Source organism: Bacillus sp. TH50, from assembly GCF_016650565.1.
Lineage (GTDB): Bacteria > Bacillota > Bacilli > Bacillales > Bacillaceae_G > Bacillus_A > Bacillus_A mycoides.
On record NZ_JAEKFM010000003.1, the window covers coordinates 1,253,906 to 1,277,220 of the forward strand.

Here is a 23,315-nt window from a genome sequence, read left to right on the forward strand (position 1 = left end):
TATTCGGATAATTATTTCGTGTTTATTTTCGAAACAGTTTCTTCCACTATATATGATTCTACTTCTGCTCTTTCTATATTATATCGACTTTTCCTTCTAAACGAACAATAAACAATACTTATACAAAGTATTGTTTATTGTAAAAAAGCATATTAAATTCGCTTTATAGCTGAAAATGTTTAAGATTTCAATTTAACTCTTTGTAATCTTAATGCATTTAATACGACTGATACAGAGCTAAATGCCATTGCTGCACCTGCAACCCAAGGTGCTAAGAAACCGAGCGCCGCAATTGGAATTCCTAGGCCGTTATAAGCTAACGCCCAGAATAGATTTTGCTTAATATTTCTAATCGTCATTTTACTCATAAAAATTGCATCAGCAATACTATTTAAATCACCACGGATTAACGTAATATCTGCCGCTTCCATCGCTACATCCGTTCCGGTTCCAATTGCCATACCGATATCCGCCGTAGCCAGTGCAGGAGCATCATTTATTCCATCTCCAACCATTGCTACTTTCTTACCTTGCGCTTGCAGTTTTTTCACTTCTTCTGCTTTTCCTTCTGGTAATACTTCTGCAATTACGTGATCAATACCAACTTGCTTAGCGATTGCCTGAGCAGTTTGTGTATTATCTCCTGTAATCATAACAACGTCTAGACCCATTTTCTTAAGTCTTGCGATAGCTGCTTTTGAAGTATCTTTTACAGTATCTGCAACAGCAACAATTCCAGCATATTCCTTATCTATCGCAATAAGCATTGCTGTTTTTCCTTCTCGTTCTAGCTCTTCCATCGATTTAGAAACTTCTTCAATATCAATATCGAATTTCTTCATTAATCGACGTGTACCAATTAATAATTGTTTCCCTTCTACGACTGATTCGATACCGAATCCTGGAATCGCTTCAAACGTTTCTGAACTTGGGATATCAATTTTCTTTTCTTTAATTCCTTCTACAATCGCTTCTGCAAGTGGATGTTCAGAATTTTTTTCTGCCGCACCTACTAAACGTAGTATTTCTTCTTCATGGAATCCATCTGCTACAATTACATCTGTTAAAACAGGCTTCCCGTTTGTCACAGTACCTGTTTTATCTAGAATAACTGTATCTAATCGGTGCGTTGCTTCTAAATGCTCCCCGCCTTTAAATAAAATACCATACTCAGCTGACCTTCCTGATCCCGCCATAATAGATGTAGGTGTCGCAAGACCTAATGCACACGGACAAGCGATAACAAGTACTGCTATCATTTTCTCAAGTGCTCCGCCAAAATCACCCGGTGTAACAAATAGCATCCACACTGCAAATGTGATAATAGCAATTACAACTACAACTGGTACGAAAATACCAGAAATTTGATCAGCTACCCTTTGAATAGGCGCTTTCGATCCTTGAGCTTCTTCTACTACTTTAATAATTTGAGCTAATGCAGTATCTCTTCCTACCTTAGTTGCTTTAACTTTTAAAAATCCATTTTTATTCATTGTAGAGCCAATTACTACATCCCCAATTGTTTTATCAACAGGAATACTCTCGCCTGTTAACATCGATTCATCTATCGCTGATTTTCCTTCTACAATTTCTCCATCTACTGGGATTTTTTCACCAGGTTTAACATAGACAACATCACCAGCTACCACTTCTTCGATTAAAATTTTCATCTCTGTTCCATCTCGCACAACTGTGGCAGTTTTCGCTTGTAGTCCCATCAACTTTTTAATAGCTTCTGATGAACGCCCTTTTGCTCTCGCCTCAAATAATTTACCTAAAATAATTAAAGTAATAAGTACCGCACTCGTTTCAAAATATAAATCTATCATATGTTCTGAAGAACCAATCGACCTAATACTTAAATACACACTATAGAAATAAGCTGCGGACGTTCCAAGTGCCACAAGAACATCCATGTTTGCACTTTTATTACGTAACGCTTTATAAGCCCCAACATAAAACTGGCCTCCAATTATAAACTGTACTGGAGTTGCAAGAGCTAGCTGCACCCAAGGGTTCATAAGCATATCAGGTAAATAAATAAATGATGTAAATGAGAAATGACTTACCATTGCCCACAGTAACGGGAATGATAAAATAAACGAAATGATAAATTTCTTCTTTTGTCGTTCAATTTCTTGTAAGCGATGATCAGTTGATCCATCTTGCTCATCTGATTTCACTTCCAATTTATATCCTAATTTCGTGATTGCACTCTTCATTTCATTTACATTAATTTCATCAGGATTAAAATCTACTGTAGCTGATTCCAAAGCGAAATTTACTGTCGCTCCGTTCACACCTTCTAACTTATTTAAACGCTTTTCTACTCTATTCGCACATGCTGCGCATGTCATCCCTGAAACAGTAAACTCAGCTTTATCACTTACAATTCCATATCCTAGCGACTCAACTTTTCCCTTAAATTGTTGTGGATTTGTTTTATGGGGATCATACATTATTTTTGTTTTTTCAAGTGCAAAATTTACATTTGCATCATGAACACCTTCTACTTTTTTCAGGCCTTTTTCAATTCTATTTGCACAGGCTGCACATGTCATGCCTGATATTTGGAGATTGGCCTCTTTTTGTTCATTCATGTCTCTCACCTCTATATACCCTTATAAGGTATAATTTTTAGCAAAATAAATCGTACTCCATATAAAGTACGATTTATTTCTATATTAAAAATTATTATTGAATTTCATAGCCTTGATCTTCAATTACAGCAACGATATCTTTTAACGTTACAACTGATGAGTCGATAGTAACTTCAACAGTTCCTTCTGCTAATTGAACTTTTACTTGTTCAACGCCGTTTAGTTCTTTCACATTACTTTCAATAGAATTTACACAATGCCCACAAGACATACCCTCAACTTTTAATGTTAACTGTTCCATTTAAAATCCTCCTCTTGTTTATTCATTGTTTATTAATCACAACTACATCTTACCATACCCCCCTAAGGTAATCAATGGTTTTGTATCATGATTTTTATTTTTTTCTAAAATCTTTATTTTTTTGCTCCAATTATGAATTTATATATCTTCTCCTATATAAACAAAAGCCAAGCTAGTCAAATACTAGCTTGGCTTTTATGCTTTTGAAAAACGTTCAAATACTGTCATTAATTCTTCAATTGCTTCGTCACCATTACCATTTTTAATAGCTCCTGAAACACAATGACTCGTATGATTTTTTAAGACACCCATTCCTACTTTTTTCATCGCTGCATTAATCGCAGAAATTTGAACTAAAATATCCACGCAATAACGATCATTTTCAATCATATTTTGAATACCACGGACTTGGCCTTCAATTCTCTTTAATCTATTTATAATTTGTTCTTTTTCTTTTTCTGATCTATGTGTTACTGATTCATGGTCCTTATGATCCATATTATCACCTTCTTAAAGTTTCTCTTCATCCAATAAAACAATTGCTTTTATGAGTATACCAATTATATCATCAAATATCTATGTAGGATACCCCATATGAGTATATTTTCGCTTTATGATTATTCTTAACACATCATTAGCTTCTCAGTCTCAATTAATATGATACCCTTTCTTTTTTTCAAAAAAACAATAATAAGCGGGGATTGTCCATCCCCGCTTATTATTCATCCACAAATGTAAAAGTCTCAATTTTCACACGTGTAAATTGAGACTTTTTCTTCCTATATATAATTATTGCTGATCACATACTTTTGTATCATTCACTACTGAAGTTCCTTCAACGGTTACCGTATGAAAACAGTCATTTACACGAACTGTCACAACATTATCTTGCCGATCAATGATATGGTATTCATTAAAATTTTTATTCAGAGCACTGCGAATTTGTTCTCCTTCATAAATTGGAATGCCATGTGATAAAACCCAAATAAACCCAGCGATAGCAAGAATAGTTTTCATACGATCTACCTCCTTGAGAATATAGTGAACTTTTAATCCATGCTTTTTCAGCTCTACTAATCATGAATGGAATGAATCAAGCCTTTTTGGAAATAAGTTCATTTCGTCTATTTTATGTTTATGCTAATTGTGACCGAATTGTGACAACTTTTTGTCTATTTAGACGAAAAGTTGAAACAAAACTTTCAAAAAGGACAATTCTACTTATAAAAAAAGGGTATGGAATGTTTCATCCATAACCTTTTTTCAGCCCTATTCTACAACTCATCCACCGTACTTTATGTGATTTTTGTAGAGTTATTTTATTTTTATTCATCGACATCAAAACAAAATCTTGAAAAAACTTCCCACACAAGTTCATTTCTACTACTTACCCCAGTCTTTTCAAAAATGGATTTTAAATGATCTTGTACCGTGTATATAGATATACAAAGTTCATGGGCTAATTCCTTTGTCGACATACCTGTAAGAATTTTACGTATTACTTGCTTCTCACGTGTTGTAAAACTATACACTTCCGTAATAAGCGGAAAGATTTCTTCCGGTCTTGCTCTTTCGAATAGAACAACATAACCACCCTGAAAACTACTTGTACGTTCTAACTTACTGGCCCGAATGATTAAAAAATGTCCATAGGCTAAAGGTATACAAACTTTTTCTTCTCTATTCATACAACCTACATTATATTCGTTAGCCTTTACTTTCGAACAAACCGCACGTATTGGCCTTGGTATTTCTTTTATATTTAACTGTTCATACTTTCTAAGATTTGAGAGCCAATCGCTGCCATCTTGATTCCAATATAATAAATTAAAATCCTCACTTAATATAATCGTGCCTGTCCCTATTACCTTCTCTTCTGAAAAAGGTTTAGGAAATGCCTTTTTTAAAGCCTCTCCAGCAATCGGGACTACCGTTGCCAAATACTTACAATCATCTATATGAAAAGCGGGACTTGTACTCCCTCGAAATAAACTAAGATGCCCAAAACAGTTCCCCTTACTCATACAAACGCCCCTTAATTCATCTCCAAAACTTGCTGGTTTTAAAATATTTCGGTATCTAGAGCTTTTCTTTTGTTCACCATTTGTCACCATACTAAGAGAAGCAACATGAGGATAGTGTTCTGATAAATATTTAAATTTATTAAAATCATCTTCTAGAAATTCATTCATAAACAATTGTGGATGAATCTTTTCAACACTTTCATCCGTAAATGCCCCAGTAGATAAAAAAGAAATTGGGTCTATAGCTGTAAAACAAGCGGCGTCAAAATCAATGACTTTACGTATTAAGTGGAGAAATGACTCTTGAAATGTCCTTATAGAACTTATACGATTCGCTTCCATTGTAATTTCTTTCGTTATTTTTTCATACATCCTCTTCCCCCCAGATTTACGGGATTGTTGCCCTTCATAATTTCATTCCATAATAAACCTATAACACACATACTTAGGAGGTTAAAAATGAATTGGAATGATACTACCGTAAATTCATATGAACAAAGAATTCCATGTAAAATCCCAGGCTACTACAACCTATATGAAATGATGAATCATTTCTTGTTTACTACACATATGAATCCAAATTTTCTAGTTATAGGTGCTGGTGGTGGACAAGAAATTCTCTCAATAGGCAAACAAAATAGCAACTTATCTTTTACAGGTGTTGATCCATCTGAAAGCATGCTACAGCTAGCTAAAAAAAGAATTGAAAGCGAAGGCATACAAAATCAAATTCACTTTGTACATGGAACTGTCCATTCATTATTAACCAATCCATTATTTGACGCTGCTACTTGTATGCTTGTTCTTCATTTCATCCCAACTATTAAGGAGAAAAAAGAGCTTCTTAATGAAATTAGTAGTCGCTTAAAACCTGGTGCTCCATTCTTTCTCTCTACAATAAATGGTGTACCCCATACAAGTATGTTTTCTGCACAATTGAATGCTTGGCGCAACCACATGATGCAAAATCAAATTCCATTAGAAGATTGGAACCGATTTGAAAATTCTTTTGAAACAAAAATATTTCCTATTTCCGAAACGAATCTACTAGCTGTCATGGAGGAATGTGGATTTACTCAAATCAATCGCTTTTTCACAAGCTTTTTAATTGATGGATACGTAGCAATAAAACAATAATGAAAAAAGGTAAGCAATTGCTTACCTTTTTTCATATACGTCTTCTACACTTGACTAATAAATCTCAATCCTTTACTTAAAGAAGTCGGCACAACAGATGCATGATTCTCCCCTTCAGCTTCATAAAACATAAATCTAAACTGATCATGTTTTACTTGGAGAAGGCGCTCTGACAATTCGTTTGCCCCTACAACCATATGCTCTCGTTCCAATGACCCAACTGTAAGGAATACTCCCGTTTCAACTTTAGCATTGTTTAATTCATTTATAAGATTCTTTTCTTTTTCAAGCACCGATTGGTTATTCCACCAAATAGATGGACTACTTATAAAATAATTTTGAAAGGCATTTACGTTTGTGAATAGTATATGTAAAGCAAATAGACCACCTAAAGAATGTCCAAATAACGTTTGCTTTCCTTTATCAATCTCAAATTTTTTTTCAATTTGTGGTTTCAATTCTTCTTCAATAAAAGTAAAGAAATTATGTGCTCCCCCTGTTTTAGGCCACGGTTTACCGTCCGGTTTTAACGGGGCATCTTTTGAAATTACGACAGGTGTAAGATCATAACATCTTTCTTCTCCTGAAAATGCGCCTTCAATTGGATAACCAATACCTACTATAATTGCTGGTGACACACCTGTTTTTTCTGCTCTTACCGATTGTATTTTAATAGCTTCATGGAACGTTTGGAAAAAGGCGTTCCCATCTAATACATATATAATAGGATAACCAGAATCCGGTGCTGGCTGCTTCGGTTTTGAAATATGAATTTGATACTCACGATTCTCTAATTTCGAATACATTTTCCACTGTTCGGTATTAGATACAATAATTTGTTGTTTTTCAATAGCAGTATTCATTATGCACATCCCCCCTTAACTCGTTACATACATCTCTACTTTTTCTTCTTGAAATACACTATCATAACCGAAGCAAACGGGAGCTCCGTTATATGGATCTATCATGACACGCGCATCGATATGAAATACCTCTTTTAGCACCTCGTTTGTAATAATTTCTATAGGACTACCAGTTGTAATAATGTTTCCTTCTTTCATTGCGATAATTTCATCTGAAAATCTAGCTGCGTGGTTAATATCATGTAATACCATTACGACCGTACAATTATGTTCTTTATTCAGTTTCTCAACGATTTGCAGTACATCTAATTGGTGTGACATATCAAGGTATGTCGTTGGCTCATCTAATAATAAAACTTCCGTCTCTTGCGCTAAGGCCATTGCTAGCCATACTTTTTGTCTTTGTCCACCTGATAAATTCGCAATTTGTCTCGTTCGAAACGCTGATGTTTTGGTAATATCTAATGCCCAATCAATCATTTCTTTATCTTTTGAAGTTAACTTATTCACGTTATTACGATGTGGATAACGCCCATAAGAAACCAACTCTTCTACCTTAATCTCTCCCGGGGCAATCGGATTTTGCGGAAGCAAAGCTAACTGTTTCGCGATTTCTTTCGTTGAAATCGTATTTAAATCTTGTCCTTGTAAATATACTTTACCACTTTTTTGTTTTAAAATTCTTCCCATCGTTTTTAATAATGTCGATTTTCCGCATCCATTTGGACCTATAATTGTCGTTACTTTTCCCTTTTGTATTTCCACATTTAAATCGCGAAACACTGTAAGTTTTTCATAATTTGCTTCCAAGTTTTTTGCACTTAAAATATTCACTTGTGTTTCCTCCTCTTACGCTTTCGCCTTATAAAGTAAATATAAGAAATACGGTACACCGACAATAGCAATAACAATCCCTACAGGCAATTCTGCAGGCATAAAAATTGTTTTTGCGATAAAATCTGAAGCAATTACAAGTAGCATCCCAATTACTCCGCATGTAGGAATTACATATTTATGTTGAATGCCAACAAGTCTTTTGGCTATATGTGGCGCCATTAGACCAATAAATCCAATACTTCCTGAAACAGCAACACATGCACTTACAAGTCCAATACTGCTTAATAATAGAATAGACTTCTCTCTTTCTACTGAAACACCTAGACTTGTAATACTCGTTTCTTCCAATTGAAATAAATCTAGCAAATAAGCTTTCTTTTTTATAATTGGAATTAATATAATAAGCCATGGCAACATTGCAATAATGTATTTCCAGTTTGCATTATATATGCTACCTGAAACCCAGACAGCTGCCATTTCAAAGTCAGTTGCTTTCATTTTCAATGATAAATACATAGAAAACGCTCCGAAACCTGACCCTATTGCGATCCCTGTTAGTAACAGACGCTGTGAATCTAACTTTCCATTTCGCCAAGAAAATATATAAATTAATATAGCCGCGCCTAACCCTCCAACTAAGCCAAACATCGGCATCATCATTATAGAAATCCAATCCGTACTCTTTATTTGTCCTTGGAAAAAGAACATAAAAATTACGATTGCAGTTCCTGCACCAGCATTTACTCCTAAAATACCCGGATCTGCTAAACCATTTCTCGTAATCCCTTGAATAACAGCGCCAGCTATCCCTAGACCTAATCCTACTAGGCCAGCAATTATGATTCGCGGCAGTCTAAAATCAAATATAACTAAATCATGTTCTGGGACTGGATCAATCCGAAAAATTGTTCGAAAGACGTCCATAATTGTAATATCAAATGTACCATTCGTTAAGCTAATATAAATGGTACATAAAATTAAAAGTATAATAGTCCCCATAGTCATTACAAAACGCTGACTTGAGCCTTTAAGCATGTCTCTCTCCCCCTCTTGTACGAATTAAATAAAGGAAGAAAGGAATTCCAATTAGAGACGTAACAACGCCTATTGGTGTTTCAAATGGATAGTTTACAAATCTGCTTAACACATCACATAAAGCAAGAAACACACCACCAATTACTCCAGCACAAGGCACAATCCATTTATAATCTACACCGATTAAAAAGCGAGTAATATGAGGAATAATTAGTCCTACAAAACCTATTTTCCCTACTAAAGCAACTGCTGTACCAGTCAGAAATACAACAGATAAAATTGCAGTCACTTTTATAATTTTCGTACGCTGCCCTAAATTAATAGACACTTCTTCTCCCAGTGAAAGGATTGTAATAGATTTTGAAATGAGAAGTGCTAAAATAATACCAACTATACCAAAAGGAATTGCTAATTTAAGTATATTGGGATCTACTTGATCTAATTTCGCGTTGTACCAAAAACTAATATTTTGAGAGACTTGAAAATAAGAAGCAATTGCGGCAGAAAGACTACTTAAGAATGTCCCTATCACGGTTCCTATAATTGCTAATCTTACAGGTGACAATCCGTTTCTAAGCAGTGAACCAAATCCAAAAACAATTCCCGCACCTAATGCTGAACCCAGCATAGAACATAAAATCATGTTGACTGAAGACATTCCCGGAAGGAATACCATACACATTGTAATAACAAAAGCAGAACCATCCGTCACACCCATAATAGAAGGGGATGCAAGATAATTCCTTGTCATCCCCTGCATAAGTGCTCCTGATATGGCTAGAAAAGCTCCAACTAAAAGAGCTCCAATTACCCTTGGTAAACGAGATGTAACAATAATATTATGATTTACATTACTCGAATCAAAATGAAACAATGCATTCCACGTCGTTTCAAAATCGATATTTTTTGTCCCATATAAGATAGATAATATAACAGTAAGTAAAATACATATGGGTGCTAAGCATAAAATTATCATTGGAAGTGAATTTATTTTCCGCATATCATTCAACGCACCTTACTAATTTTATTATTTAGTCAAATTTTTCACTGCTTCTTTTAAAAATACTGTTTTGCTCCAAGCAGTACCACCTTGCGCAATAGGATCTACAGTATTTACAAATACTTTCTTCTCTTTTACAGCATTTACACTTTGCCAAATTGGATTACTTTCTATTTCTTCTAGTACTTTTGGTTTATTATTTTCACTTGCTTCATATTGTAAAAATACGTAATCTGGATTTATTTGAGCCAGTTGTTCTAAAGAGAGTTTCTCTTGCGCTTTTACATTTTTAAGTTGTTCTGGAGCAGTTAATCCAAGGTCTTTATAAATTACAGGGTTGAAGTATACTCCTTCTGGATAAACGAATAATGTATTCGCTCTTAATCTTATTACAAGTACCTTTTTATCTTTTAACTTATCTCCAATTTTTGCTTTCGCTTTTTCAGCGTCTGCTTTATAATCCTTAATAATTTTTTCTGCTTTGTCTTTTTTACCAGATAGTTCTCCCATTAATTTCAAGTTTTCTTCCCAATCTGTAGAAACATGTGATATTGGGATTGTTGGAGCTACCTTCGTAAATTTCTCAGCCGCTTCTGCTGGGAATTTCGTACTTGATGTAATAACATCAGGTTTTAATTGAAGTAATGTTTCAAAGTTGGGTTCCATTTTCTCACCGACAGATTTCGCACCTTCTAAATCTTTTGCAACGTTCCCTGGTAATTTCCCACCAACCGTAATTGCACCTACCGGTTTAATTCCAAGTACTGCCGCATCTTCCATTGACTCTAAACTAGCTGTCGCAATTTTATCTACTTTTGCTGGTACTGTATATTCTTTACCTAAATATGTAATCTTTCGCTTTTCGTCTTTTTTCGTTTCCGTAGCCTTTGTCTGTTGTTTTTGTTCCCCAGAAGTTTTGTCCGTACTATTACATGCTGCTAAACCTACACTTAAAACTGTAACCATCCCTAATGTAAATAACTTCTTGTTCATCTTTATATATCTCCTCTCAAAACTTGTAAATAGATTATTTTTATATGAAAACTTAACTACATGAAACTTGTCCCAAACATATATTTCATTAGATTAATAATTTTATCCGGAACTCATTCTCATTCACTTCCCCTAAACTATAATTCTTTTACACTTCATCCATCGATAACCTTTTTCAATGATAATGATTATCGTTACTAAGTATATATTTAATATGCAATTATTTCAAGAATGATTTGAAAAATTTTAACAAACTGAATTAAAAAGAAGTATCCGCCTATTATTAGCGAGATACTTCTTTTTTAGAAATTTATATGTAATTCAACTGGACAATGGTCTGATCCCATTATTTCACTGTTAATTTTCGCCTCTGTTATTTTGTCTTTCATTCTTTCCGAGACAACAAAATAATCTAAACGCCATCCAATATTTTTTGCTCTCGCTCCCATACGATACGACCACCACGAATATGCTCCTTCCTGATCAGGATAAAGGTAGCGATACGTATCAACAAATCCTTCTTCTAAAGTACGTGTAAACTTCTCCCTCTCCTCATCAGAGAATCCAGGGTTTTTACGGTTACTTTTTGGATTTTTTAAATCTATTTCTTTATGTGCGACGTTTAAATCTCCGCAAAAAACAACTGATTTCTTTTCATTTAATCGTTTAATATAGGCCCTGAAATCATCTTCCCATTTCATTCTGTAATCTAAGCGTTCTAATCCACGTTTGGAGTTTGGTGTATATAACGTTATCATATAAAAATCTTCAAATTCTAACGTAATAACTCGTCCTTCTTGATCATGCTCTTCAATCCCTAAACCATATGTAACAGAAATCGGTTCTTTTTTCGTGAAAATAGCCGTTCCTGAGTAGCCTTTTTTCACAGCATAATTCCAATATGTATAATATCCCTCGGGATTTAAATGAATTTGTCCACTTTGTAATTTAATTTCCTGTAAACAAAATATATCTGCATTAGATTCTTCTAGATATTCTAGAAATCCACCTTTTGCAATAACTGCTCGCAAACCATTTACATTCCATGAAATCAACTTCATCTATGTTCCTCCTCTTGATGTGCATTTTCAATTTTCATGCTAACACAAAATAGATACCCTATCATAGTTTCATCTTTGTAATCTTGCTCTTACATTCGTAAATACGTACATACGTACTTTATTCAGGTTATACTAATGCCAGAGGTGATGTTCTGTGCATAATGAAGAGTTCACAGTAACAAATGAGTATTGGCAAGCAATTATTCATAATGACTCCACATATGATGACAAATTCTTTTACGCTGTAAAATCAACCGGTATTTTTTGCCGACCATCATGTAAATCGAGAATACCGAATAAAAACAATGTACGTATTTTTCTTAAGGCAGAGCAAGCATTACATGAAAATTTTCGTCCGTGTAAACGTTGTAAACCAAACGGGCTAACTTTACCTAATGAAGAATGGGTAGAGCAAATTAAAGAATATATCCAAAAACATTATTGTGACGTGCTAACCCTCGACTTACTCGCAGAAATATGCCATGGTAGCCCTTATCATCTACAACGCACTTTCAAAAAAATTGTAGGGATTAGTCCAATAGAATATATACAGCAATTCAGAATTAAAAAAGCGGCAGAATACCTTTCACATACAAATCAATCCATTATGGAAATTAGTACTGATGTCGGGATAGAAAATCCGGAGTATTTCGCGACTTTATTTAAAAAGAAAACCGGATTTACTCCTACTGAATATCGAAAAAAGAACGAAATGAAAGAGGGATACAATAATGAATTCCTATAAAAATAAATCTATATATTGGGCGCTAATTACACATAAAAATTGGTGCTTGCATATTGCTGCAACTGAAAATGGACTATGTTTCATTGGATCTCAAGACGAAAACTTTGAAGAACTAAATTTGTGGGCTAGAAAAAAACTGCCACAGCATATATTGACTCACAATCCAGATTACCTGCTAACATATACGAAAGAAGTTATCGAGTATTTAGAAAACAAGCGAGAAACTTTTACATTCCCTATTGATGCTTACGGAACTGAATTTCAATTATCTGTTTGGAATACGGTACGTGAAATTCCTTATGGAAAAACATATTCTTATTCAGAAATTGCAGAAAGAATTCAAAAACCTACAGCTGTACGTGCCGTTGCTTCTGCTATTGCTGCCAACCCACTTCTTATTACAATTCCTTGCCATCGCGTTATAGGAAAAGATGGAAAACTAACTGGTTTTAGAGGCGGATTAGAAATGAAGAAAGAATTGCTTACATTAGAAAAGTTACCGGTGGAATTCATATGACAGCAGAATATAATAGCGCATTGACTTTAGTCGTTCCAAAAGAATTTAGTTTTCAAGAAAACTTACGCTATCTATCGCGTTCTAAAAATGAATGTATGTTTCATATTGAAAATAATAAAATCTATAAAGTCATTCCTGTTCAAAACATAAATCCATTAGTTGAAATTGGTTTGAATGCCGATAGTAATATTCAAATACGTTTTTTAGGAGAATCATATGTCTCTGAAAAATGGGCACACGATGCCGTATCTAACTATGTAAAAGAGTGGTTTGATTTAACTACTGATTTAGCTCCCTTCTATAAATTAGCTAAACACGACCCACTCCTTCAAAAACCCATTAAAGAATTTTACGGTCTTCGTACTTTGCGAATTCCGGATTTATTTGAAGCACTATGCTGGGGGATTCTAGGTCAACAAATCAACCTCACATATGCCTATACTCTAAAAAGAAGATTAGTCGAAAATTTTGGCGATTATGTAGATTGGAACGGTAGAAAACATTGGATATTCCCATCACCTGAAGTAATAGCAAATTTAGATGTAGAAGATCTCGCAACATTAAAAATGACTACAAGAAAGTGCGAATACTTAATTGACGTCGCGCAGCTCATTACAGAAGGTAAATTATCAAAAGAATCTCTATTACAAATACAAGATGTGAAGCAAGCTGAAAAACAATTAACTAGCATTCGTGGTATAGGGCCATGGACAGCTCACTATGTTTTGATGCGTTGTTTACGATTCCCTTCAGCTTTTCCAATTGATGATGTTGGTTTGCATAATGCAATTAAATTTATAACAGGTTCCGAAAAGAAACCGACTAAAAATGAAATAAAAGAATTTGCATCAAATTGGACAAATTGGGAGTCTTACGCGACTTTTTATTTGTGGCGGGTGCTATATTAAAATTTCCTAATAAAAAATAGATAGGGAAACCTATCTATTTTTTCACATGTAAAAACTTCACACATACTGGCTCTGGAACATTTACGTCCGTCTGTACAAGCGTTAGCTCCCCTGTCATTTCATCCCTAGCAAATAAAGTCAAAGTATTAGATCTTTCATTCGCTGCAATTAAAAATTTTCCATCCGGATCTAAAGAAAAATCACGTGGCCAATCCCCTTCTGTCGATACTGTTTCAATAAAAGCGAGCTCTCCATTGTGCTCATTCACTCGGAAAACCGCGATACTATTATGTCCCCTATTTGCTGCGTAAACAAACTTGCCATCAGAAGAAATGTGAATTGCACTTCCGTAACTATCTTTTCTAAAATCTTCAGGTAATGTAGAAATGTATTGTTTTTCTTTAAAACTGCCACTCTTTGCATCATATTGAAGTACAATAATCTCTGAACTTAATTCTGTCATAACATATGCATACTGCGCACTTGGATGAAATATAAGATGCCTTGGACCACTACCATGTTTTACAGATAACCGTGTAACTTCTATTAGTTCTCCATCACTTTCTTTATATGTAATCACCTTGTCTATTCCTAAATCCACTGCTACTACATATTTTTCATCAGGAGTAAAATCCACATAATGAGCATGTGCCTTTTCTTGCCTTTCCTTATTTGGTCCTGACCCTTTATGTTCTACAATTACCGTAGCAGCATTTAAACTTCCATTATCCTTTTTCACTAAATAGGACTCTACTGTTCCTTTATGATAATTAGCTGCTACTACTATACTATTCTCCCGATTCACACTTACATAGCACGGCGATACCCCTTCTAAAACTTGCATGCTAATCGAATTTAGATTACCGGATTTATTATGAATAGAAAAACTAGCAATTCCACCTAACCCATTATCTTTCGCAACAGAATAAAGGTACTCGTTGTTATGACTAATCGTTACATATGTCGGACTTCCTATATGAGCTGCTAATTCAATCCCTTTAAGTTCTCCGATGTTCGTATCAAGTATAAATTTATAAATCCCCTTACTCTCTGCTTTTGTATATGTCCCTATATAACCATGAAACTGATTTTCACTCATAACATTTCCCCCTTTTACAAACGTCTTGTAACAAGTTTCACTTTGCATTTTTTACTATAGAAAAGAACCAAGTAGCACTTCATTACTACTTGGTTCTCTTTTTAAGCTTGTTCTTCAAATCGTCTTGCAATTTCTACAATTACTTGAACAGCTTTTTCCATAGTATCTACCGAAACATACTCAAATTTACCGTGATAGTTTTCACCACCAGTGAAAATATTTGGCGTTGGTAATCCCATATATGATAATTGCGATCCATCTGTTCCACCGCGAATTGGATGAATATTCGGTTCAATATTTAAACTTTTCATTGCCTCATACGCAATATCAACAATTTCTCTCACCGGTTCAATTTTTTCAAGCATATTATAATACTGATCATTCATCTCTAAAACGATTGCATCTTCGCCGTACTTCTCTTGCATGTTTTTCACAATATCTTTAATGTTATTTTTACGCGCTTCAAAATGATTACGATCAAAATCTCGAATAATATAGTAAGCTTTACTTTGCTCGACATCACCATTTAAAGAGAGTAAATGATAAAACCCTTCATATCCTTCAGTATATTCTGGCGCCTCTTCTACTGGCAACTGTCTATCGAATTCCATAGCGAGTTTACTTGCATTACGCATTTTGTTTTTCGCTGTTCCAGGATGTGTATTTGTCCCTCTAAAAGTTAATTTGGCGCTTGCAGCGTTAAAACTCTCATATTCTAAACCACCTAATGGACCTCCGTCCATCGTATAAGCAAACGATGCACCAAACGCTTCTACATCAAAATGCGATGGTCCACGGCCAATTTCTTCATCTGGTGTAAATGCTACTCTTATTTTTCCATGCTTAATTTGCGGATTATGTATTAAATAATTCATTGCGACCATGATTTCTGTAAGACCAGCTTTATCATCTGCTCCAAGAAGTGTTGTACCATCAGTTGTAATAATTGTATGTCCTTTATATGATGGTAATTCCGGGAACTGTTCAGGTGTTAACACAACATTTAATTCTTCATTTAACGTAATCGCATTACCATCAAAATTTTCATGAATTTGTGGTTTTACGTTTTCCCCTGTAAAATCTGTTGCTGTGTCTAAATGAGCTAAAAAGCCGATTACAGGAACATCCTTATCTGTATTAGCAGGCAGTGTTGCCATTACGTAACCATTTTCATCCATCGTCACTTCTGATAACCCAATCTCTTTCAACTCTTCCACTAATAACTTACCAAACTCAATTTGCCCTGGTGTTGTAGGCACTGTATGACTTTCTTCATTTGATTGTGTATCAATCTTTACATATCTCGTAAATCTTTCAATAAGTTCTTGTTTCAAATTCGTTCACTCCTTTTATAGTTCTCTCTCTATTATAATCCTTATAACGAAATATTTTAACTTTTTTGACTGTGAAAATATATATCCATTTACATTTTTAATAAATCATAAAAAGACATAACATTTGTACATTTAAATTCAAACATGTAATATACATCATTATATATTGGGAGGTTTTAAAGATGAGGCTAACTCTCTTTCGCTATTTTCTTTTTTTCCTAGGATTAATTTTTTTTGGACTTGGAAATGCTCTCGCAGTCAAAGTTAAATTCCTCGGTTTACACCCTTGGGAAGTTTTAAATATGGCTCTCTACCAACGATTTGGGTGGACAATTGGCACTTGGAGTGTCATATGTGGATTATGTCTCGTTCTTATCTCTTTACTAGTAGATCGAAAATATATAAACGTGGGCACATTTTTAAATGCACTACTTATCGGTCCTATTATGGACTTTTTCTTACAATCAAAAATCCTTCCAAACGCTAGTGATTATTTATGGATAAACTTACTCATTTTATTTTCTGGTATTGCAATTACAGGCATTGGGGGCGGCATGTACGTTGCGGCTGGCATTGGTGCTGGACCCCGCGATGGATTTATGCTTACCATTTCTGACAAAACTGGGTTATCTATTAGCCGTGCTCGAATTATTGTAGAATGCTTTGTACTAGTCATTGGATTCATGCTAGGAGGTCCTGTTTTTATCGTAACTTTTCTATACACTTTTATTCAAAGTCCAATATTCCAGCATTCATTTAAGGTATTTCAAGCACTCTTACATATTTTACATAACAAAAACAAAGAGCAAATTAATGAAAATATATAAAACATAACTTAATACCAATTACTCTTTTCATTAACTTTCTTACAAATAATTCACCCTATTTACGATTCCCACCGCAAATAGGGTGTTTCTTTTTTCATCCAATAATATATATTTAATTAAACATCAAAAGCATATACTACTCATTCACAATAAAAGTATATACATCATTATAAATACAACCATTTACTCTAATAACATACTTACCTGGTTTATTGAACTGAACTGTATAATTACTTAATTGTACCGCTTCTTTATCTCCTGAAAGAATATCAATACTTCTACCACTCAATAAATAAGATTCACTTTGATTCATCGCTATATTAATAGCATTGAACTTCTCCTCTTTCGCTTGTGGTGTTTCTGCAGTACTTACACTTGGTTCTAAAAATAGTAGTCCACTTAATCCAATTGAACCCGCTAGAGCTACTCCTGCAAATTTTTTCATTTTTTTCATCACAATGACCCCCTTATAAATTTAGTGTAAAGGCGATTTCTCCCCCCTTACACCACAAAGCCTATATGTAACGAAATGAAAAGTAAACATGTACAACAAGACAAAATTCTACATCTTTTTCTCCTATTGAATATAAATCCAGCGTTTGGAGTTTTGTCACATTTAAAGTTGTTTTCCTAAACCAATTTCTCAATAAACTATTCAAAAACTGAATAATTACTTATTGATTTAACATTCTAAAAATAGTTGATAAAGATGCTTTCTCTTCAAAAAAAAAGAGTGTGTTTCAAAAGTAACTTTTAAAACACACTCCATATACTCCATTTCATGCTTCTCTCCATAATCTCTCTACATTTATTAATTGCTCGTCTTTAAATTCTAGCTTATATACGTCTGGTTTTGATGTATTCATTAAAAATTCAAGCCCATATTGGTTATCAAAATAGTTCATCATCAATGTCATTACAAGCCCATGTGTACCAACTACAATTTTATGTCCTTGAAAATCCATTAATATTTCTTTTAATATTTTCACTACTCTTCTCTGACAATCCACATACGTTTCTCCTCCAGTTAGTGTGAAATCTGGATTAGAGAACATCTTCTTTACGAGTGGATACACTTCCTTATCTGATATAATCTTATCCTCACTTAAAAACCTACACTCTTTGAGATTTTCATATACTACTATTTCTTTTTCATGGTAATTAGCTGACTTTTCTATCGTTAACATAGCCCTCTTATACGGACTTGAAATGAAAGTATCAATTCCCTCTGTTTCTAATATCTCAGTTACTCTATGAGCATCTAAAATTCCCTTCTCAGTTAATCCACGTGTTCTTTCATTTCCTTCTAATTTTGGCGATTCACCATGCCTAACCATATAGATATATGTATTCATAATTCCTCCTTGAAAATATTTATAAGTTAATTACTTACTTTAATCTTTTCCGTATCAAAACTTGAACACAATCAAAATATTAATTTATTCTTCTTTTATGAACTTTGCTGAGCAGTTCGTCTAACCCACTCCGAAACTAAACTCTCAAATAATTCAGGTTGTTCAATTTGCAAATTATGTCCCGCCATATCTAATACCGCTAATGTTGCTCTTGGATAATCTTCAATGATTCCTACAATATCTTGATAACCTACCGATATATCTTGTCTTCCAGCTAAAAAAAGAACGGGTTTCTCATATTTTTTATGCTGGAAGTCCAAAGTAAGAGAGTAATTCTTTTGTAATCTTTCAATAAACCCATCATTAGCAATATCTAGCCCAGGCTTAATTTCTTCTTTGAAACGCTTATATGTATACTCATTCGCAACCACTGCTAATTCACAAAATTCTTCCCTTTCGGTTGAAGTAAGCGCGTTTAAAAATTCTTCATCTCTTACAATTACCTGTTTATCTGGAAGAAGCCTTTTTTCTCGTTGCGCTACAACAACAGGACATACTAACAATAATCCATTAACTCTATCAAACATCTTTGAAAGTATCCCGCTAGCTAAATATCCCCCGTAAGACTCTCCTACTAGTAAAAAATCTTTAGTTGGGATGATTTTCTCAATAAATGCAGTTAACAGTTCTAATATACAATCTGAACTATTTATCCAATCTGGGGCATTCAATTTTCCCATTCCAGGTAAATCAATATAAATTCGTTGATATCCTTTAGACTTCTGAAACACTGTTTCCATACATTTCTTCATTAATCTATGGTCAGGAGAACACCCATGTATGATAAGTACTGGCTTTCCTTCTCCAATGATTTCATAGTATACTTCTGCATCCCTAATCTTGCATATCATAAAAAACCTCCCTATTTTTATATTCACCTTTAAAAACAACCCTCTCAAACTCAAAAGAATACACGTTCTCATTTTATATCTTTTCAGAAGTTGATTTCAAATCTTAATTTTCAGATTACAAATATAAAAAAGCTTCCCTATGAGTGTATCTCCTCCAAGGAAACTTTTTTATATTTTCTTTTACTCTATCAAAATTCGAAACTTCTCTAGCCTCATTCTTCTATTTGCATCAATACAATTCTCCAACCATCTGGGTCCTCTATAGTAATCCCCTTTTCTTTCCAATATGGATTTTCTGGATCTACTTCATCGTATCCCATTGCGTGCAGCCTTTTACTCACTTTTTCTATTTCATTACATTCTTTAATATAAAATACAAGTAAATTATCTTTTGTTGGAGCTGGACATGGGCTCCCATCTATATATCTTGTAAATTCTAAATGATATTCTTCATCTGGTAGTCCAAACATGACGCCATCGTAACCTTCATGACCGTAAAATTCACCTATACGCTTTAAACCTAATCCTTTTTCATAGAATGCTATAACCTCTTCAAACTTATCTGTTGGACGTGCTATTCGAAACTTCACCCAATTTTTCATGCTTTTCCTCCCATACTAAAAACGTAATGAATGACTATATTTTATTGTATATACTTAAAACATTTTTGAAATCCCTCATTAGTATGAAAATAGATACATACAAAGGTGTTACTTACTAGCCTATAGCAATCAAAAACTCACCTAGAAAGAAAACCCCATCATTTTATATGCAAATTTGCATCTCCACTTGCAAAGCACTAAAAAACCTTTAAAATATACTGGATGACTAAATATACAATTCCCATCTAAAATCTTGATATACTAAAAATCATTAAATGCAGTGTTTTTTCATTTTCAAGAATTATTGCACTCTTGTTTTTTTCCTTATAAGCATGCTTTTTATAAGGAAATCTGATACAATCCTTAAGTAATATTATTATGTATAGATATTACGAATATAGTACATACTTAAAGAAGGTGATTTTTTTGAAATTAAATAAAAATTTACAGCTATGTATATTAATCACAACATTAATATGCTATTCAATCTATTTTATGTTTTTCTTTCTGTTCCCTACTAATTTTTCAAATTTCAATGTACGCTTCGCTTCACTCATCGTTGAAGTCATTACATTTATATCGCTAATTTACTCTATATACTCTAAAAAAGTTAGTTCAAATCCTTTTTGGATATGTATTACAATTGCAATTGGTAGTTTTTTATTAGGAAAAGTAGTATATACGTATCAAGATACCTTTTTCGAACTTCCAATACACCATTTTACTATTTCTGATGTATTTTACATGTTTTTTCTATTCTTCTGCCTTATCGCTTTTTGCTATAAGATCTTAAAAGAATGCAATAAATGGGAAAAAGCTTTCTTTATTTGTGATATATGTATAGTACTTACTTCCATATTCACATTAGAATGGTATTTATTTAATCAGCCAAATTTAAATATATTCTCACTTTCACTCGGAGATATTTTCCTTTCATTTCTATATCCAATTGCAGATCTATTATTTCTTCTACTAGGTGTTAGTCTCTTTTTCCGCCCAACAATTTTTAAGTCCAAGCGGAAAATTTATATCTTTATTTTTGTATTAATTAGTTCTGCAACTTTTAACTATATTTATTTTTACTTAAATACCCATTTATCAACTGACACTATAACATTTTTACGTCTTTTATATAGAATACCTCTATTGCTTATCGCAATAGCTGGGTCTATTTCAGAAGATGATAATAGCCATAAAAATTATTTCATTGTAAACCCTATACTAGGAAAGAAAGTTTTAGTCGTATTTCCCTATCTTGCTGTTGCAATACTAATCGGGTTTACATTAAAAGAACAAACATCATCTTCAACTCTCATTACAGGGAATTGTATCGCTTTTGTTTTCGTACTTATTCGCCATTCTATTGTGCGTATGCAAAACGACAGCCTAACAAAACGTTTACAAGTATTTAATGCTCAACTAGAAGAAAAAGTTACTTTAAGAACTTCTGATTTAGTCCATAAATCAGAGGCCCTATCTCAGAAACAACAAAAATTCAAATCATTATATGAATATCATCCTGATCCCATTTTTACGATTGATTTAAATGGAATATTCTTAAATGTAAATAAAGCAGGAAGTATACTACTTGGAGCACCAACGAACGAGTTACTTGGTGAGACATGTTTTTCTATCATTTTAGATGCAGATAAACATAAACTGATATCTGCATTAGAAAAAGTTAAACAACAAGAATCCGCATCCTTACAACTTAGTTCTCAATATAAAGATGGCTTTACTTATTTTTTATACGTTACCATCGTTCCTATTATGATAGATGGACAAATTTCAGGAAGCTATATTATGGTAAAGGATATTACCGCACTAAAAAAACAACAAGAAGAAATAAAATATTTAGCATTCCACGATACTGTAACGAAAATTGGGAACCGATCCTTTTTCCATAGGAAGTTAAGAAAATTTATAAAAAATGCTCAAACAACACAAAGTGAGTTTGCATTATTATATTTAGATTTAGATCGCTTTAAAGTAATTAACGATACACTTGGACATTCGTCAGGTGATTACATATTAGAAGAAGTAGCAAAGCGATTCCAATCATGTCTTCCATCACATACTCATCTGTCAAGAATCGGTGGTGATGAGTTTACAATTTTAATCGAAAACTATACTGACGAAGATTCCTTATTCGAGTTATGTAATCAATTATTTGAAAGCATGGAAAAGCCGTTTGTCATACATGAGCATAAATTAACTTTATCACTTAGTATCGGGATCGCTATATATCCATCTGGTGGAATCGATACCGCTACACTCTTAAAAAACGCTAATGTTGCAATGTATGATGCAAAGGCAAAAGAGCTTAACTCTGTCTCTATTTATGACGATGTAATCGCTAAAAAAATCGAAAGACGATTACGATTAGAAAAAGATTTACCAAACGCAATACAAAATGAAGAATTGTTCCTTTTGTATCAACCTCAAGTTGATAGTGAATCTAATAAAATTATCGGTGCAGAAGCTTTAATCAGGTGGAATCATCCTGAATTAGGTGTTATTTCTCCATACGAGTTTATTCCGATTGCAGAAGAAACACTACAAATTATTCCAATAGGAAAATGGACATTACAGCAGGCTTGTGAGCAAATGAAACGTTGGCACGCACTCGGATATTCGCATTTAAAAATAGGGGTAAATTTATCTGCTAAAGAATTTGAACAAGAAGGCTTTGTAAAATCTATTTCTTCTACTTTAGCAACTACAGGCTTACCAGCAAGTTCCCTTGATCTAGAATTAACAGAACGAATTGCAATGATGGATGAGAGAGAAACATTGATAAAACTGCGTACACTAAAAAGTTTAGGGATTCACATTTCAATCGACGACTTTGGTACAGGCTATTCTTCCCTAGCCTACTTACCTTTATATCCCATCGATACGTTAAAAATCCCGAGAGAATTTCTTACAATGTCTGAAACGTGTGAAGATGGAATGGAAATCATTAAAACGATCATCACATTAGCACATACATTAGGAATGTCTGTCATTGCTGAAGGCGTAGAAACGAAAGAACACGTAAATTTCCTTCAAAAAAATAAATGTCAGTTTATTCAAGGTTACTATTACAGTAAACCTATTTATACCAATGCATTTACTAAGCTGTTAGAAAACGGTATTCGTCCATAGTAAATCAAAATGCCTATAA

General features: G+C 33.6%; 23 protein-coding genes. 6 read left to right on the forward strand and 17 right to left on the reverse strand.

Features of this window, described 5'->3' with window-relative positions:
• Positions 1-179: 179 nt before the first annotated feature.
• The 5 genes from JFU23_RS06500 to JFU23_RS06520 all read right to left on the reverse strand — a co-directional run bounded on the left by JFU23_RS06500 (position 180) and on the right by JFU23_RS06520 (position 5,297).
• Positions 180-2,600, reverse strand: coding sequence for a heavy metal translocating P-type ATPase (locus JFU23_RS06500; RefSeq protein WP_201031639.1), 2,421 nt, complete (start codon positions 2,598-2,600; stop codon positions 180-182).
• 94 nt (positions 2,601-2,694) lie between these two features.
• On the reverse strand, positions 2,695-2,901 hold the full coding sequence (gene copZ, locus JFU23_RS06505; RefSeq protein WP_002033654.1) for a copper chaperone CopZ: 207 nt from the start codon (positions 2,899-2,901) through the stop codon (positions 2,695-2,697).
• Positions 2,902-3,096: 195 nt separating this feature from the next.
• Entirely contained in the window at positions 3,097-3,399 is a 303-nt protein-coding gene (locus JFU23_RS06510) for a metal-sensing transcriptional repressor (RefSeq protein WP_002014668.1), read from the reverse strand.
• A 291-nt stretch (positions 3,400-3,690) separates the two neighbouring features.
• Positions 3,691-3,918 carry a hypothetical protein gene (locus tag JFU23_RS06515; RefSeq protein WP_002014667.1) on the reverse strand — a complete coding sequence of 76 codons (228 nt, stop codon included), beginning with the start codon at positions 3,916-3,918 and terminating at the stop codon, positions 3,691-3,693.
• 308 nt (positions 3,919-4,226) lie between these two features.
• Entirely contained in the window at positions 4,227-5,297 is a 1,071-nt protein-coding gene (locus JFU23_RS06520; RefSeq protein WP_201031640.1) for a helix-turn-helix transcriptional regulator, read from the reverse strand.
• An 87-nt stretch (positions 5,298-5,384) separates the two neighbouring features.
• Here JFU23_RS06520 and JFU23_RS06525 point away from each other — a divergent pair, with 87 nt between their 5' ends.
• Positions 5,385-6,062, forward strand: coding sequence for a class I SAM-dependent methyltransferase (locus tag JFU23_RS06525; protein WP_201031641.1), 678 nt, complete (start codon positions 5,385-5,387; stop codon positions 6,060-6,062).
• A 44-nt stretch (positions 6,063-6,106) separates the two neighbouring features.
• Here the strand turns inward: JFU23_RS06525 and JFU23_RS06530 are convergent, their stop codons facing one another.
• From JFU23_RS06530 to JFU23_RS06555, 6 genes are all read right to left on the reverse strand, one after another.
• Positions 6,107-6,925 (reverse strand): alpha/beta hydrolase, encoded by an 819-nt coding sequence (locus JFU23_RS06530; RefSeq protein ID WP_201031642.1) that lies wholly within the window; start codon positions 6,923-6,925, stop codon positions 6,107-6,109.
• 15 nt (positions 6,926-6,940) lie between these two features.
• Positions 6,941-7,759 carry an ABC transporter ATP-binding protein gene (locus tag JFU23_RS06535; protein ID WP_061688527.1) on the reverse strand — a complete coding sequence of 273 codons (819 nt, stop codon included), beginning with the start codon at positions 7,757-7,759 and terminating at the stop codon, positions 6,941-6,943.
• A 15-nt stretch (positions 7,760-7,774) separates the two neighbouring features.
• On the reverse strand, positions 7,775-8,797 hold the full coding sequence (locus JFU23_RS06540) for a FecCD family ABC transporter permease (protein ID WP_002087982.1): 1,023 nt from the start codon (positions 8,795-8,797) through the stop codon (positions 7,775-7,777).
• Positions 8,790-9,797 (reverse strand): FecCD family ABC transporter permease, encoded by a 1,008-nt coding sequence (locus JFU23_RS06545; RefSeq protein WP_002087983.1) that lies wholly within the window; start codon positions 9,795-9,797, stop codon positions 8,790-8,792. Before JFU23_RS06545 ends, JFU23_RS06540 begins: the two co-directional genes overlap by 8 nt.
• A gap of 27 nt (positions 9,798-9,824) precedes the next feature.
• Positions 9,825-10,790 (reverse strand): iron-hydroxamate ABC transporter substrate-binding protein, encoded by a 966-nt coding sequence (locus tag JFU23_RS06550; RefSeq protein ID WP_201031643.1) that lies wholly within the window; start codon positions 10,788-10,790, stop codon positions 9,825-9,827.
• A 302-nt stretch (positions 10,791-11,092) separates the two neighbouring features.
• Positions 11,093-11,851 carry an exodeoxyribonuclease III gene (locus JFU23_RS06555; protein ID WP_201031644.1) on the reverse strand — a complete coding sequence of 253 codons (759 nt, stop codon included), beginning with the start codon at positions 11,849-11,851 and terminating at the stop codon, positions 11,093-11,095.
• A 154-nt stretch (positions 11,852-12,005) separates the two neighbouring features.
• Between JFU23_RS06555 and JFU23_RS06560 the strand changes: the two genes are divergently transcribed.
• From JFU23_RS06560 to JFU23_RS06570, 3 genes are read left to right on the forward strand one after another with little or no spacing between them, the layout of a single operon-like run.
• Complete coding sequence (locus JFU23_RS06560; protein ID WP_061688529.1) at positions 12,006-12,596, forward strand: bifunctional transcriptional activator/DNA repair enzyme AdaA; 591 nt, start codon at positions 12,006-12,008, stop codon at positions 12,594-12,596.
• Positions 12,583-13,113 (forward strand): methylated-DNA--[protein]-cysteine S-methyltransferase, encoded by a 531-nt coding sequence (locus JFU23_RS06565; RefSeq protein WP_002185104.1) that lies wholly within the window; start codon positions 12,583-12,585, stop codon positions 13,111-13,113. Before JFU23_RS06560 ends, JFU23_RS06565 begins: the two co-directional genes overlap by 14 nt.
• Positions 13,110-14,021, forward strand: a complete 912-nt coding sequence (locus JFU23_RS06570) for a DNA-3-methyladenine glycosylase family protein (RefSeq protein ID WP_061688531.1) — start codon at positions 13,110-13,112, stop codon at positions 14,019-14,021. The genes JFU23_RS06565 and JFU23_RS06570 overlap by 4 nt, the downstream gene beginning before the upstream one ends.
• 34 nt (positions 14,022-14,055) lie before the next feature.
• Here JFU23_RS06570 and JFU23_RS06575 read toward each other — a convergent pair whose 3' ends face one another.
• Both JFU23_RS06575 and pepT read right to left on the reverse strand, forming a co-directional pair.
• A complete protein-coding gene (locus JFU23_RS06575; RefSeq protein WP_201031645.1) occupies positions 14,056-15,120 on the reverse strand; it encodes a lactonase family protein in 1,065 nt (354 codons plus the stop codon).
• Between the two features lie 101 nt (positions 15,121-15,221).
• Positions 15,222-16,454: a peptidase T gene (gene pepT / locus JFU23_RS06580; RefSeq protein ID WP_002128664.1), complete on the reverse strand. Its 1,233-nt coding sequence runs from the start codon at positions 16,452-16,454 to the stop codon at positions 15,222-15,224.
• Between the two features lie 182 nt (positions 16,455-16,636).
• On the opposite strand from pepT, the gene JFU23_RS06585 reads away from it, so the two are divergent.
• A complete protein-coding gene (locus tag JFU23_RS06585; RefSeq protein ID WP_201031646.1) occupies positions 16,637-17,281 on the forward strand; it encodes a YczE/YyaS/YitT family protein in 645 nt (214 codons plus the stop codon).
• A gap of 136 nt (positions 17,282-17,417) precedes the next feature.
• Here the strand turns inward: JFU23_RS06585 and JFU23_RS06590 are convergent, their stop codons facing one another.
• The 4 genes from JFU23_RS06590 to JFU23_RS06605 all read right to left on the reverse strand — a co-directional run bounded on the left by JFU23_RS06590 (position 17,418) and on the right by JFU23_RS06605 (position 20,149).
• Positions 17,418-17,735: a hypothetical protein gene (locus JFU23_RS06590; RefSeq protein WP_201031647.1), complete on the reverse strand. Its 318-nt coding sequence runs from the start codon at positions 17,733-17,735 to the stop codon at positions 17,418-17,420.
• Positions 17,736-18,060: 325 nt separating this feature from the next.
• On the reverse strand, positions 18,061-18,636 hold the full coding sequence (locus JFU23_RS06595; protein WP_201031648.1) for a histidine phosphatase family protein: 576 nt from the start codon (positions 18,634-18,636) through the stop codon (positions 18,061-18,063).
• 95 nt (positions 18,637-18,731) lie between these two features.
• The gene (locus JFU23_RS06600; RefSeq protein WP_201031649.1) at positions 18,732-19,547 is read right to left on the reverse strand and encodes an alpha/beta fold hydrolase; all 816 of its coding nucleotides are present in this window, start codon (positions 19,545-19,547) and stop codon (positions 18,732-18,734) included.
• Between the two features lie 212 nt (positions 19,548-19,759).
• Entirely contained in the window at positions 19,760-20,149 is a 390-nt protein-coding gene (locus tag JFU23_RS06605; RefSeq protein WP_137059614.1) for a VOC family protein, read from the reverse strand.
• A 426-nt stretch (positions 20,150-20,575) separates the two neighbouring features.
• Between JFU23_RS06605 and JFU23_RS06610 the strand changes: the two genes are divergently transcribed.
• The gene (locus JFU23_RS06610) at positions 20,576-23,296 is read left to right on the forward strand and encodes a putative bifunctional diguanylate cyclase/phosphodiesterase (RefSeq protein WP_201031650.1); all 2,721 of its coding nucleotides are present in this window, start codon (positions 20,576-20,578) and stop codon (positions 23,294-23,296) included.
• Positions 23,297-23,315 lie beyond the last annotated feature (19 nt).